Consider the following 13,194-nt stretch of genomic DNA (forward strand, 5'->3'; position numbering starts at 1 on the left):
GGGCAGGGGAAGCGGAGGCGGGGCATCGCACGGGACGGCGGACCGCGCCGGGCGCTTCACAGGGCGGGGTCCGCCTCGGGGCCGTCGAGCAGCAGCAGGCACTCGCGGGCGAGCTGCAGCTCCTCGCGCACCTGTACGACCAGGACGGGGATCGCCGCCGCGTACGCGCTGACCGGCCCGTCCTCGGACCGCTCCCGCAGCTCAGGCGCCTCGATGCCGAGCGGCCCGAGCCGGCGGCAGACCGCCTCGCGCACCTCCGGCTGGTCCCAGCCGATCTCCCCGGTGAAGACGAGCGCGTCGATGCGCGGCAGCGAGGTCGCCGCGGCGGCGACCTCCTCGGCCACCCGGCGGGCGAACACCCGCAGCGCCAGCCCGGCCGCCGCGTCGCCGTCCCGCTCGGCCGCCACCAGCGCGCGCGTGTCGCCGGACCGGCCGCCCGACAGGCCGAGCAGCCCCGAGCGGCGCTGCAGGCCCTCGCGCAGCTCGGCGATCGACAGGTGGCCCTGCTCCAGCAGCCACACCAGCATGCCGGGGTCCACGCTGCCGGACCGCCTGCTCATCGGCAGGCCGTCGAGCGGTGTGAACCCCATCGAGGTGAACACGCTGCGCCCGCCGGACAGCGCGCACACCGACGCGCCGCCGCCCAGGTGCGCGAGCACCAGCTCAAGCTCGGCCACCGGCCGTCCGAGCAGCTCGGCCACCCGGTCGGCGGCCCAGGCGTAGGACAGGCCGTGGAAGCCGTAGCGGCGCAGGCCGTGGCGCTCGCGCCACTCGGGCGGCAGCGCGTACACGGCGGCCTCGTCGGGCAGGCCGGCGTGGAAGGCGGTGTCGGGGCAGAGCACGTGCGGCACGGCGGGAAGCTGCTCGCGGGCGGCGTCCAGCAGGTCCAGCGCGGGCGGCAGGTGCAGCGGGGCGAGGCCGGTCAGGGCGCGCAGCGCGGCCACGGTCTCGTCGTCGGCGACGGCGGGTGCGCGCAGCACGTCGCCGCCGTGCACCAGCCGGTGCGCCACGGCCCTGATGTCGCGGTCGAAGTGCCCGCCCAGGAACTCCGACAGGGCCTCCCACGCGGACGCGGCCCCCGCCGCTCCGTCCGCGCCGCCGCCCGGCCCGCCCGGCCCGCCTTGCCTGCCCGGCCCGCCTGACCCGTCCTGCCCGCCCGGCCCGCCCGAGGGTGCGGCGAGGTCGGCGTGGGCGCTGTCGATCACGCAGCCGCCCTGGACGAGGTCGAGCCGCAGGCTCGACGAGCCCGCGTTCACGGTGAGTATCGCCGCCTGCCGGTCCGCCTGCTCGTCCAAGGCCAGCCCCATGCCCGCCCGGCTACCCGCCACCACCCCGGCAAAACCGGACGTACAGGGATGTAAGACGACCGCCTTTACCGCTCTCAGGGGTTGTCGCTCACGGCGCTCGGGTAGTCGTGCGAAATGAACATCACCCTGCAGGTCAACGGCGTACCGCGCACGGTGGACGCAGACCCGCGAACGTCGCTGCTCGACCTGCTCCGCGAACGCCTCGGTCTCATCGGCGCGAAGAAGGGCTGCGACCACGGCCAGTGCGGCGCCTGCACGGTGCTGATCGACGGGCGGCGGGCCAACGCCTGCCTGGCGCTCGCGGTGGCGGTGGACGGCAGGGAGATCACCACCGTCGAGGGCCTGGCGAGCGGCGGCGAGCTGCACCCGCTGCAGGCGGCGTTCATCGAGCACGACGCGTTCCAGTGCGGCTACTGCACCCCGGGGCAGCTCTGCTCGGCGGCAGGGATGCTGGGCGAGCCTGGCCCGAGCGCCGTCACCGCTGACCTCGCCACCGACCCCGCGCTGACGCCCGAGGAGATCAGGGAGCGGATGAGCGGCAACCTGTGCCGGTGCGGCGCGTACGTCAACATCGTCAGCGCCATCCGCGAGGTGACGTCGTGAAGCCCTTCGAGTACGCCCGCGCCGCCACCCCGGCGGAGGCCGTGCGCGACTTCACCCCCGGCACCATGTACCTGGGCGGCGGCACGAACCTGGTCGACCTCATGCGGCTGGGCGTGGCCGAGCCCGAGCGCCTGGTGGACGTCAGCCGGCTGCCGCTGGACGAGATCGAGCAGGCGGGCGACCGCGTCCGCGTCGGCGCCACCGTGCGCAACACCGACCTGGCCGTGCACCCGCTGATCCGCACCCGCTACCCCATGCTGGCCAGGGCGCTGCTGTCGGGCGCGTCCGGGCAGGTGCGCAACATCGCCACCGTGGCGGGCAACCTGCTGCAGCGCACCCGCTGCCCGTACTTCCAGGACGTCTCCAGGCCCTGCAACAAGCGCAGGCCGGGCTCCGGCTGCCCGGCCATCGCCGGCGACCACTCCGGCCTGGCCGTGCTCGGCGCGTCGGATGCGTGCGTGGCCACCCACCCCTCCGACATGGCGGTCGCGCTGGCCGCGCTGGAGGCCGAGGTGCACGTCACCGGGCCCGCGGGCGACCGCATCGTGCCCATTCCCGGGCTGCACCGGCTGCCCGGCGACCGGCCCGAGCGGGACACCGTGCTGGAGCCCGGCGACCTCATCACCGCCGTCGAGCTGCCCCCGCCGCCCCCGGGGGCCCAGATGTACCGCAAGGTGCGCGAGCGGTCGTCGTTCGCGTTCGCGCTGGTGTCCATCGCCGCCGCGCTCGACGTGCGCGACGGCCGGGTGGCCGGCTGCCGCATCGCGCTCGGCGGCGTGGCCCACGTGCCCTGGCGGGCCGGACGGGCCGAGCAGGCGCTGACCGGCGGCCCGGCGACGGGGGAGGCGTTCCTCCAGGCCGCCGAGGCCGAGCTGGAGCAGGCAAGGCCGCTGCCGCGCAACGCGTACAAGGTGCCGCTGGCCCGCAACCTCATCGTCGCCACACTGGAGGAGCTCGCGCCGTGAACCGCATCGAGGGCCGCGTCAAGGTCACGGGACTGGCCACGTACGCGGCGGAGTACCCGGTCGAGGGCGTCACCTACGCCTACCCCGTGCAGTCACGCATCGCCAGGGGCCGCGTCAAGCGGGTGGACGCCGGGCCCGCCCTGGAGCTGCCCGGCGTGCTCGCCGTGCTGTCGTGCGAGGACCCGCCGCCGTTGCCCGAGGACGCCGACCCCGAGCTCGCCCTGTTCCAGAGCCGCGAGGTCGCCTACCGCGGCCAGATCGTCGCCGCCGTCGTCGCCGACACCTACGAGCGCGCTCGCGCCGCCGCCGGCGCCGTCCGCGTGGACTACGACCCCGGCGACCACGACGTCACCCTGCGCATGGACCATCCCGGCCTGTACCGGCCCGGGGTGGTCAACCCCGGCTACCCGACCGACACCGAGAAGGGCGACGTCGAAGCCGGGCTGGCCGCCGCCGCGACCACCGTGGACGTCGTCTACGAGACGCCCGTCCTGCACAACAACCCGATGGAGCCGCACGCGGCGCTGGCCTATTGGGACGCCGATGGCCGCCTCATGGTGTACGACACCGCGCAGGGCATCTCCACCAGCCGGAACATGATCGCCCGCACCCTGGGCCTGCCGCGCGAGCAGGTCAGGGTGGTGTCCAGGCACGTCGGCGGCGGGTTCGGCTCGAAGGGCACCACCAGGCCGCAGGCGATCCTGGCCGCACTGGCCGCCAGGGCGGTGGGCCGCCCGGTGAAGATCGCGCTGACCCGGCAGCAGATGTTCGACGTCACCGGCTACCGCACGCCCACCATCCAGCGGCTGCGGCTCGGCGCGGACGCCGGCGGCAGGCTCACGGCCATGGAGCACGTGGCGTACGTGCAGACATCGACGCTGGTCGAGTTCGCCGAGCAGACCGCCGTGCCCGCCAGGGTCATGTACGCCGCGCCCGCGCTGCGCACCGCACACCGGGTGGTCAGGCTGGACGTCGCCACCCCCTCGTGGATGCGCGCGCCCGGCGAGTGCCCCGGCATGTACGCGCTGGAGTCCGCCATGGACGAGCTTGCCTACGCCGCCGGCCTGGACCCCGTCGAGCTGCGCATCCGCAACGAGCCGGAGACCGAGCCGGACAGCGGGCTGCCGTTCAGCTCCCGGCACCTCGTGGGCTGCCTGCGCGAGGGCGCCCGCCGCTTCGGCTGGGAGCACCGCGATCCGGCGCCCGGCATCAGGCGCGAAGGGGAGTGGCTGATCGGCACCGGCGTGGCCGCCTCCACCTACCCGGCGCGGCGGTCGCCGTCGAAGGCGCTGGCCAAGGTGCTCGACGACGGCGACATCCTCGTCCAGGTGGGCGCCGCCGACATCGGCACCGGCGCGCGTACCGCGCTGACCAGGATCGCCGCCACCGCGCTGAACGTCGCCCCCGAACGGGTGCACGTCGAGCTGGGCGACAGCGACCTGCCGGACGGCCCGGTCGCGGGCGGCTCCATGGGCACCGCCTCGTGGGGCTCGGCCGTCGTACGCGCCTGCGAGGAACTGGTCAAGGACGGCAAGGAGGGCCGCGCCGACACCACCGACGAGGTGAAGAAGGAGGCCGAGCTGGCCAGGCACGCCTTCGGCGCTCAGTTCGCCGAGGTGCGGGTGAGCGCCGTGACCGGCGAGGTACGGGTCTCGCGGCTGCTCGGCGTCTTCGCCTGCGGGCACATCGTGGACGCCAAGCTGGCCAGGTCGCAGTTCATCGGCGGCATGACGATGGGGCTCGGCATGGCGCTGATGGAGGAGACGCTGACCGACGAGGAGTTCGGCGGGTTCCTGAACCGCGACCTCGCGCAGTACCACATCCCGGTCTGCGCCGACGTCCGCGACGTGGAGGCGTACTGGCTGGACGAGCAGGACGACGCGCTCAACCCGATGGGCAGCAAGGGCATCGGCGAGATCGGCATCGTCGGCACCGCGGCCGCCATCGGCAACGCCGTCTTCCACGCCACCGGCCACCGCGTGCGCGACCTGCCGATCACGCCCGCGAAGGTGCTGCGGAACACGCTTTAACGGCTCTTGGTCCATCGCGCCGCCCGCGCAGCACCGCGTGCTGTTCCGTCAGGGCCGCAAGGAGACGCTGGTACGCCGCTCCGACCTGTACGGCATCCTCGGCGCGCTCGCGCTGGCGGTGTCGATGACCACGGCCACCATGTTCGTCATCGACTACCTGTTCGACGCGACGGTGGCGTGGCTCACCGCGGGCCTGCTCGCGCTGCTCGCGCTGTGGACCTGGTTCGGGCAGCCCGCGCTGGACCGCTCCGGCGCGCTGGAGCACGGCGGCGCCGGAGAGGAGCGGCGGGAGGGCGGCTCGCCGCACGCTCAGTCCTCCGACGGCAGCCCGGTGTCGTCGCGGGAGGACTGACGGGCGTTCGCCGCCCGCGCCACCACGTACGCCGCGACCGACACGGTGATCACCTGGGAGAGCGCCACGAGCAGCAGCGGCCCCACGTACGCCAGGGACGGCCGGTGCAGCCACAGCGCCAGCAGCACCAGCAGCACGCCGAGCACCTGCGGTTTCGTGCCGGCGTGCATGCGATCCAGCGTGGTGCGGAAACGCACCAGCCCGATGCCGGCCGACAGCGCGAGCAGCGCGCCCAGCAGCAGGCAGCCGGCCGCGATCGTGTCAAGAACGCTCATCGCCCCTCCGCTCCTCCTTGCCGGAGAAGAAGCGGGCCAGCGACACCGACCCGACGAACCCCAGCAGCGACAGCACCATCAGGATCGGCAGGTCCGAGTAGTCGTCCCTGGCCACCGCGTACGCACCGGCCCCGCACATCGACAGCGACGTGAACACGTCCAGGGCCATCGCCCGGTCCAGCATCGACGGCCCGCGCCCCACCCGGTACAGCGCCGCGGCCGCGCCGCAGCCGAGCAGGGCCAGTGTCACCAGGTACACCGTGTTCACACCAGCTCCTCCTTGTCCCTCGAAGTGCCGAAGGCGGTGACGATGCGCTCCTCCAGACCGGCTACGTCCCGGCGTACGGGCTCGGCGACGTCTCCCGGGCGGCCCAGCACGTGCAGCAGCAGCTCGCCGGGATAGCGCTCCACGACCAGGCTGCCCGGCACCGTCGAGATCGCCACCATGACCAGCACCGTGATCGGCTCGGACGTCGTGCGCAGCGGCACCCGGACGAACTGGGCCGGCGGATCCCCGGGACGCAGCACGTAGAACACCACCCGCCCCGTCGAGATCACCAGGTCGAACGCGAAGTACGCGAGGAACCGCACCAGCGGGAGCGGGTGCAGCCGGATGCCCCGGTCGATGGGCGGCATGGGCAGCAGCCACGTCACCACCAGCCCGGTCACCAGCCCGCCCAGCACGGTGCCCACGCTCACCTCGCCCCACAGCGCCGTCCACACCAGCGTCAGCCAGGCCGCCAGCGGCAGCGGCACCCGCCGGCCGAGCAGCCGCGGCCGCAGCGCCTCCCGTCTCATCGCCACCTCCCCTGGACGCCTCTCATCGGGGACGCTCCAGCACCGCCGACACGTACGGCTCCCGCGCCAGCAGCTCGTCCGCCGCCCGCTCGGCCAGCGACGTCAGCGGCCCCGCCAGCACCGTGAACGACAGCCCCAGCACGACCAGCGCGGCCACCGACAGCGGCAGCGCCGCAGGCAGCGAGGTCGTGGTCACGGTCGGGTCCTCGCCGGTCTGCTCCTCGCTCTCCAGCACCCGGCCCACCGCCTCGGCGCGCGGCGTACGCCAGAACGCCTTGCCCCAGGTCTTCGCCACCGCGTACAGGGTGAGCAGGCTCGTCGCAAGACCGGCCGCCACGAACGTCACCGGCAGCCAGCCGCCCGCTGCCAGTCCGGCCTGCACCAGCATCAGCTTGCCCAGGAACCCCGACAGCGGCGGGATGCCCGACAGGTTCATGGCCGGCACGAAGAACAGCACCGCGATCAGCGGCGTCGCCCGCATGAGCCCGCCGAGCCTGGTCACCGACGTCGTGCCGGTGCGCCGCTCCACCAGGCCCGCCACCAGGAACAGGCTCGTCTGCACGGTGATGTGGTGCACCACGTAGAACACCGCGCCCGCCAGGCCCGCCACCGTCGACAGCGCCACCCCGAACACCATGTAGCCGATGTGGCTCACCAGCGTGAAGGAGAGCATCCGCTTCATGTCGGTCTGCGCCACAGCGCCCAGCACCCCGGCCACCATCGTCGCCAGCGCCACCCACATCAGCAGCGTCGAGACCGGCCCCACCGGGAACAGCAGCGCCTCCAGCCGGATGATCGAGTACACGCCGACCTTCGTCAGCAGCCCCGCGAACACGGCCGTGGCGGGGGCGGGCGCGGTCGGGTAGGAGTCGGGCAGCCACGCCGACATCGGGAAGATCGCCGCCTTGATCGCGAAGGCCAGCAGCAGCGTCAGCTCCACCAGCAGCTGCACCTGCTCGGGCAGCGCGGCGAAGCGCTCGGCGAGCTGCGCGAGCGACAGCGTGCCCGTGGCGCCGTAGGTGACGGCCAGCGCGATCAGGAACAGCATCGACGAGGCCAGCGCCATCAGCGTGTACGTCGCGCCCGCCCTGATCCTGAACTCGGTGCCGCCGAAGGTCAGCAGCACGTACGAGCCGCTCAGCAGCAGCTCGAAGGCCACGAACAGGTTGAACAGGTCGCCGCTGAGAAACGCGTCGGCCACCCCCGCCACCATCACCAGGAACGCCGGATGGAAGATCGCCATCGGCGCGTCGTGCTCCTGGTCGTCGTAGGCGTTGGCGACCGAGTACACCATCACGCAGAGCGTCACCGCCGACGACACCACCAGCACCAGCGTGGACAGGCGGTCGGCGACCAGCGTGATGCCGATCGGCGCCGGCCAGCCGCCCAGCTCCGTCACCAGCGGGCCGTGCGTGTCGGCCGCGACCATCAGCACCACCGACACGCACAGCGACACGCCCAAAGTGATCACGCTGATCAGCGACTGCAGCCGGCGCAGCCGCCCGCCGATCGCCAGCTTCACCCCGGCGGCCAGCAGCGGCAGCAGCACGGGCACGCAGACGAGACCGTCCAGCCCGCCGATCACCGCTCACCGCCCATGGCTCAGTCGTCGCCCTCCAGCTCGGGGTCCTCCGCCAGGGCCTGCCTGGCGCGTTCCCTCCTGATGGCCGCGCGCATCTGCTTGCGCGCCTCCCGCTGGCGGGCCTTGAGCTGCTTGCGCAGCTCGCGCTCCCTCGCCTCCTGCTTGAGCCTTCTGCGCTCGAACTCCTCGCGCAGCTGCTCGATGCGCTCGGCGTTGCTGATCCCGCCGGTGTCCGCGCGCAGCCCCACGTCCTCGAAGCGGCGCTGCAGCTCCTCCTCCGACAGGCCCTGCGCGCGCAGCATCCGCATCCACTGCTCCAGCTCGGTGTGCACGCGGGCGATGCGCCGCTCCAGGTCGGCCTCCTCAAGCCGCTCCCGCTCGGCCCGCTCCGCCTCCAGGTTCGCAAGCTCCGCCCGCTGCTCGACGATCAGCCGCCGGTACGCGTCCCGCTTGGCGCGTACGGCGTCGCCCAGCTCGCCGCGCCGCGCGCGCAGCCGCACCCGCCGGTCCTCGGTGTCGTCCTGCACCTCATCGCTGCCGGTGAGCTGCCAGGAACGGTGCACCATCGCCAGCAGGAACCCGGTCACGCCCAGCGTGATGACGATCGCGGTGAGCACCATGGCCTGCGGCAGCGGATCGGCCATCCCGGTCGTGCCGGTGAACGGCGGGCCTCCCGCGTCCCCGCCCGAGGTGACGATGAGCAGGTTGACGCCGTTGCCCAGCACGATGACGCCGGCCATCACCCGTACCAGGCTCCGTTCGAGCAGCAGCGTCACGCCCGTCGTGATGAGCACGCAGCACGCGGCGAACGGCACCAGGGAGACGCTGTTCACGGGGTCTCCCCGGCGTCGATCTGCCGGTCCAGCTCCGCGCCCAGCGCGCGCAGCAGGTCCTGCACCATGCCGATGACCGAGAGGTACACCCCGAGGTCGAACAGCAGGCCCGTCGACAGGTGCAGGTGACCCACCAGCGGCACGCTCACGTCCGTGGCCAGCATGGCCAACGCCGCCTCGCCGAACAGCAGCCCGATCAGCGCCGTGCCCGCCGACAGCGTCAGCCCCACGCCCATCAGCACGCCCGCGTGCACCGGCACGGCGGCGGCCAGCTCGTTCCTGCCGCCCGCCAGATAGCGCACCGTGATCGCCAGCCCGGCCACGATGCCGCCGGCGAACCCGCCGCCGACCCCGCTGTGCCCGACGAACAGCAGGTACACCGAGAGCACCAGCACCGTGTGGAACGTCAGCCTGGCCGCCACCTCGAACGCCAGCGCCCGCTGGCTGCGCGGCAGCGTCGAGGCCAGCCAGTGCGTCCCCTCCGTCGGGCGGTGCTCGGTCGTGGCCCGCTCGATGGCGTACGACCTGCGCCGCAGGAACACCAGGCTGGTCACGCCCAGCGTCAGCACGATGAGCACCGCGCTCTCGCCCAGCGTGTCCCAGGCGCGCACGTCGAGGATGATGGCGCTGACCACGTTGCCCGCCCCCGCCTCCTCGGCGGCCTCGGGCATCGACGCGCCCACCGGCTCGGTGCCGCGCGCCGCCATCGCCAGCATGCCCGCGCCCGTCGCCACCACCCCCACCGCCAGGCCCACCGCCAGCCGGAACGGCATCGGCAGCCGCCCGCCCGCCGGCTCCACCGGCAGCCGCCGCAGCACCAGCGCGAAGATCACCAGGCTCAGCGTCTCGGCGAGGAACTGGGTCAGCGCCAGGTCGGGGGAGCCGTGCACGAGGAACAGCAGGGCCGTGCCGTACCCGGTCAGGCCGATGACGACGGCGACCAGGATGTAGGCGCGGGCGAACATCGCCAGCGCGGCCGCCGCCGCGAGCAGTACCGCGATCACCGGCTGCTCGGGCCGCTGCCAGGGGACGACCGGCACATCCAGGTGCGGCGGGCCACCGTACGCGAAGGAGAACAGGCCCACGCCGACCGTCGCGAGCAGCGTCAGCAGCAGGTAGTCGGGCACCGAGCCGCGCTGGATGAGGCCGGTGAGCTGGATCGCGAACCGGTCGAGGCGGCGGATCGCCGTCCAGAAGACCTGCCCCGAGTCCACCACGTGCAGCGCCGCGCCCGCCCTGGCCATGGGGCGGCGCGCCAGGAACAGCACGAATCCGGCCGCCAGCGCCGTCGCCGACAGCAGCAGCGGCGTCGAGACGCCGCTCCACGGCGCCAGGTGCGCGTCGTGTCCCGGGTCGGCGTACGTGCCGGTGTAGCCGGACATCGCGCCCTCATACCAGGGGGCCAGCGGCCCCATCGCCAGCCCCAGGGCGGCCAGCAGCACCACGGGCACGGCCATCACCGGCGGCGTCGGATGCGCCGGAGTCGGGTCCAGCCCCGGCTTGGCGGCGAACGCACCCCACAGGAACCGCAGCGTGTACGCCGCCGTCAGCGCCGAGCCCGCCACCACCCCCGCCAGCACGGGCGGCGTGTCCAGCAGCGACTCCAGCGCCGCCTCCTTGCCCGCGAAACCCACCAGCGGCGGCAGCCCCGCCATCGACGCCCCCGCGAGCACCGCCGACCCGCACGTCCACGGCATCGTCCCGGCGAGCCCGCTCAGCCGGCGCAGATCCCGCGAACCCGTCACCCGATCGACGATGCCCACCACCAGGAACAGGGCCGCTTTGAACAGCGCGTGCGCCAGCAGCATCCCGGCGCCCGCCACCGCCGTCCCCTCGGTGCCCGCCCCGAACAGCAGCGCGAGCAGGCCGAGCTGGCTGACCGTCCCGTACGCGAGCAGCCGCTTCAGATCCGTCTCCCGCAGCGCCCGCCAGCCGCCCAGCAGCATCGTCACCACGCCGAGCGGCACCGTCACCGACCGCCACAGCGCCAGCTCGCCGAACGCCGGGCCCAGCCTGGCCAGCAGGTACACCCCGGCCTTCACCATCGCCGCCGCGTGCAGGTAGGCCGAGACCGGGGTCGGCGCGGCCATCGCGGCCGGCAGCCACGTGCTGAACGGGAAGATCGCCGACTTCGACAGCGCCCCTGCCAGCACCAGCACCAGCGCGACCGGCGCCATGTCGGGCGGGCGCGCGACGATCTGCGAGATCTGGTACGTGCCCGCCGCCTGCCCCAGCAGCACGAACCCGGCCAGCATCGACAGGCCGCCGAATGTCGTCACCGCCAGCGCCTTCATCGCCGCCTGCCTGCTCGTCCGGCTGGCCGGGTCGTGGCCGATGAGCAGGTAGGAGAAGACCGTCGTCAGCTCCCAGAACACGTACAGCAGGAGCAGGTCGTCGGTCGCGACCAGGCCCAGCATCGAACCGGCGAAGGCCACCATCACCCCGCCGTAGCGGCCCAGCCCCTCCTCGCCCGCCGCGAAGTAGCGGGCGCTGTAGCACAGCACGAGCACGCCGACCCCGGTGACCAGCGCCATCATCAGCACCGTCAGCGGGTCGGCGCGGAACGACAGCTCCAGGCCCAGCACCGGCACCCACGACCTGCTCTCCCGCACCGGCAGGCCGCGCAGCGCCAGCCACCCCGTGTACACCAGCCCGGCCGCCGGAGGCACGGCCAGCACGGCGAACGAGGCCCGTCCCAGGCGGGCCACCAGCCAGGGAGCGCAGACGGCCGCCACCGCATGCAGGATCAGCAGCGACTCCATGGGCTCCTCGGGAGGGAATTTCCGGCTACGTCCGCCCAATCTCTCCCACGGCGGCGGCGCCATCGCGCAGGCGCGGCCAGGGTTGACCCGAACGTCACCACTCCCACACCGAGGTGTGGTGTCACCTCAGACGCCGCCTGGAACGACCGGCCGGGACGAAGGTGGGAGCGACCGGCTGGAGCGACCGCCTGATGCCCTCTGCGCGGCCCTCGGGCATGGCTGAGGCCCCCTGGCGTCGGATGTGCCAGGGGGCCTCAGCAATGGGTCCTGCGGGTGGCTCTGCGCCCGTCTCAGGCGCTGACCTTCGCCCCCGCCTTCGCGGTGGCGTCGGCGTCGGTCTTGCTGTCCGGCTTGCACGTGGCCGGCCGGGGCGCCTTCGCCGTCAGCAGGTAGGCGTCGATCTTGCTGTCCAGGCAGGACGAGCCCCTGCGGTAGCCGGTGTGGCCGTCGGCGTCGTTGGTCAGCAGCACGCCGTGCTCCAGCTGCCGCGCGAGCGCCTGAGCCTCCTTGTACGGCGTCGCCGGGTCACGCGTCGTGCCCACCACCACGATCGGCGGCGCGCCCTTGGCCTGCACCTTCTTCGGCAGGCGGTTGCCCTTGACCGGCCAGAACGGGCACGGGCTCTCCGGGTGGTCGACGCAGTTGATGGCCATGAGGGCCTCGAAGCTGTTGTCGTAGCGACCGTTGGGCCGCCGCCCGTTGCTCTCGTCGGCCAGCAGCAGCAGCTTCGTGCCGTCGCCCTTGTACGCCTGCGCCAGCGCCTGACGCAGCCGCGGCCAGGTCGCCGTCTGGTACAGCGAGTACTCGACCGCGCTGCGGACCACGGCCTCGGTGACCTGGCGGGCGTCGTACTCGTTGCGCAGCGGAGCCCGGTCGGCGCGGTCGTAGAGCCGGTCGAGCTTCTTGACCGCCGCCTTCACCGAGCGCTTCTTGAACGGGCAGTCCTTGGCCTTGAAGCAGTCGCGCAGGAACGACTCCGTCGCCAGCTCGAAACCGCGGTCCTGGTCGCGGACGAAGTCGTCGGTGTCCTGCGACGGGTCCTCGGCGCCGTCCAGCACCATCGCCCGCACCTTGTCGGGGTACATGTCGGCGTACAGCGAGCCGAGGTAGGTGCCGTACGAGAAACCGAGATACGTCAGCTTCTCATCGCCCAGCGCGGCGCGTATCACGTCCATGTCGCGCGCGGCGTCGACCGTGCCGACGTGCGCCAGCAGCTTTTTACCGGAACGCTTCGCACACGAATTTGCGAAGGCTTTGTCCCACTTTTCCTGACGCTTTACTTCTTCCTCGGTGTCGGGCGTCGGATCGAGGGTGAAGTACGAATCCAGATCGAGCGGCTTCATGCAATGGATGGGCGACGACCCGCCGACGCCGCGGGGGTCGAAGCTGACCACGTCGAAATGCTCGCGGATCGCCGGAGAAACGACGTCCTTGCTCTGCATCAGCGTGTCCACGCCGGACGCTCCGGGGCCGCCGAAGTTGAGCACGAGTGAGCCGATCTTGCGCCCCGTCGCAGGCAGACGCGCCATGCTGAGCCCGATGCGTTCTCCCTCAGGGTGCGCGTAGTCCAACGGGACCGACAATTTCCCGCACTCGTAGCCGTCGCCGCAGCGGGACCAGGCCAGGCGCTGTCCGTAGAAATCGCCAAGCCGTTCCGGCGCGGCGGCCCGGGCGGGACCGGTGACTC

At 73.0% G+C, this 13,194-nt stretch carries 12 protein-coding genes; 4 read left to right on the plus strand and 8 right to left on the minus strand.

What is annotated here, in order from left to right; all coding sequences use genetic code 11:
- Nucleotides 1-56: 56 nt before the first annotated feature.
- Nucleotides 57-1,307 (minus strand): acetate/propionate family kinase, encoded by a 1,251-nt coding sequence (locus tag ACFMQL_RS29935; protein WP_378788111.1) that lies wholly within the window; start codon nucleotides 1,305-1,307, stop codon nucleotides 57-59.
- Nucleotides 1,308-1,421: 114 nt separating this feature from the next.
- On the opposite strand from ACFMQL_RS29935, the gene ACFMQL_RS29940 reads away from it, so the two are divergent.
- The 4 genes from ACFMQL_RS29940 to ACFMQL_RS29955 are packed head-to-tail and all read left to right on the plus strand — an operon-like array spanning nucleotide 1,422 to nucleotide 5,257.
- Nucleotides 1,422-1,910, plus strand: a complete 489-nt coding sequence (locus tag ACFMQL_RS29940) for a 2Fe-2S iron-sulfur cluster-binding protein (protein WP_364053692.1) — start codon at nucleotides 1,422-1,424, stop codon at nucleotides 1,908-1,910.
- On the plus strand, nucleotides 1,907-2,875 hold the full coding sequence (locus tag ACFMQL_RS29945; protein ID WP_364053689.1) for a xanthine dehydrogenase family protein subunit M: 969 nt from the start codon (nucleotides 1,907-1,909) through the stop codon (nucleotides 2,873-2,875). The genes ACFMQL_RS29940 and ACFMQL_RS29945 overlap by 4 nt, the downstream gene beginning before the upstream one ends.
- Nucleotides 2,872-4,905, plus strand: coding sequence for a xanthine dehydrogenase family protein molybdopterin-binding subunit (locus tag ACFMQL_RS29950; protein WP_364053686.1), 2,034 nt, complete (start codon nucleotides 2,872-2,874; stop codon nucleotides 4,903-4,905). The genes ACFMQL_RS29945 and ACFMQL_RS29950 overlap by 4 nt, the downstream gene beginning before the upstream one ends.
- 13 nt (nucleotides 4,906-4,918) lie before the next feature.
- Nucleotides 4,919-5,257, plus strand: coding sequence for a DUF6328 family protein (locus ACFMQL_RS29955; protein WP_364057449.1), 339 nt, complete (start codon nucleotides 4,919-4,921; stop codon nucleotides 5,255-5,257).
- Here ACFMQL_RS29955 and ACFMQL_RS29960 read toward each other — a convergent pair.
- From ACFMQL_RS29960 to ACFMQL_RS29990, 7 genes are all read right to left on the minus strand, one after another.
- Nucleotides 5,215-5,532 (minus strand): monovalent cation/H(+) antiporter subunit G, encoded by a 318-nt coding sequence (locus ACFMQL_RS29960; protein WP_364053683.1) that lies wholly within the window; start codon nucleotides 5,530-5,532, stop codon nucleotides 5,215-5,217. The genes ACFMQL_RS29955 and ACFMQL_RS29960 overlap by 43 nt on opposite strands.
- Nucleotides 5,519-5,800, minus strand: a complete 282-nt coding sequence (locus ACFMQL_RS29965; RefSeq protein ID WP_364053680.1) for a monovalent cation/H+ antiporter complex subunit F — start codon at nucleotides 5,798-5,800, stop codon at nucleotides 5,519-5,521. Before ACFMQL_RS29965 ends, ACFMQL_RS29960 begins: the two co-directional genes overlap by 14 nt.
- Nucleotides 5,797-6,330 (minus strand): Na+/H+ antiporter subunit E, encoded by a 534-nt coding sequence (locus ACFMQL_RS29970; protein WP_364053677.1) that lies wholly within the window; start codon nucleotides 6,328-6,330, stop codon nucleotides 5,797-5,799. The genes ACFMQL_RS29965 and ACFMQL_RS29970 overlap by 4 nt, the downstream gene beginning before the upstream one ends.
- A gap of 22 nt (nucleotides 6,331-6,352) precedes the next feature.
- Complete coding sequence (locus tag ACFMQL_RS29975) at nucleotides 6,353-7,915, minus strand: Na+/H+ antiporter subunit D (RefSeq protein WP_364053674.1); 1,563 nt, start codon at nucleotides 7,913-7,915, stop codon at nucleotides 6,353-6,355.
- A gap of 17 nt (nucleotides 7,916-7,932) precedes the next feature.
- Nucleotides 7,933-8,745: a Na(+)/H(+) antiporter subunit C gene (locus tag ACFMQL_RS29980; protein ID WP_364053671.1), complete on the minus strand. Its 813-nt coding sequence runs from the start codon at nucleotides 8,743-8,745 to the stop codon at nucleotides 7,933-7,935.
- A complete protein-coding gene (locus ACFMQL_RS29985) occupies nucleotides 8,742-11,507 on the minus strand; it encodes a Na+/H+ antiporter subunit A (RefSeq protein WP_378788115.1) in 2,766 nt (921 codons plus the stop codon). Before ACFMQL_RS29985 ends, ACFMQL_RS29980 begins: the two co-directional genes overlap by 4 nt.
- 290 nt (nucleotides 11,508-11,797) lie before the next feature.
- Nucleotides 11,798-13,036 (minus strand): alpha/beta hydrolase, encoded by a 1,239-nt coding sequence (locus tag ACFMQL_RS29990; protein WP_364053664.1) that lies wholly within the window; start codon nucleotides 13,034-13,036, stop codon nucleotides 11,798-11,800.
- Nucleotides 13,037-13,194: the final 158 nt, after the last annotated feature.

This window comes from Nonomuraea fastidiosa (assembly GCF_042751225.1).
Lineage (GTDB): Bacteria > Actinomycetota > Actinomycetes > Streptosporangiales > Streptosporangiaceae > Nonomuraea > Nonomuraea fastidiosa.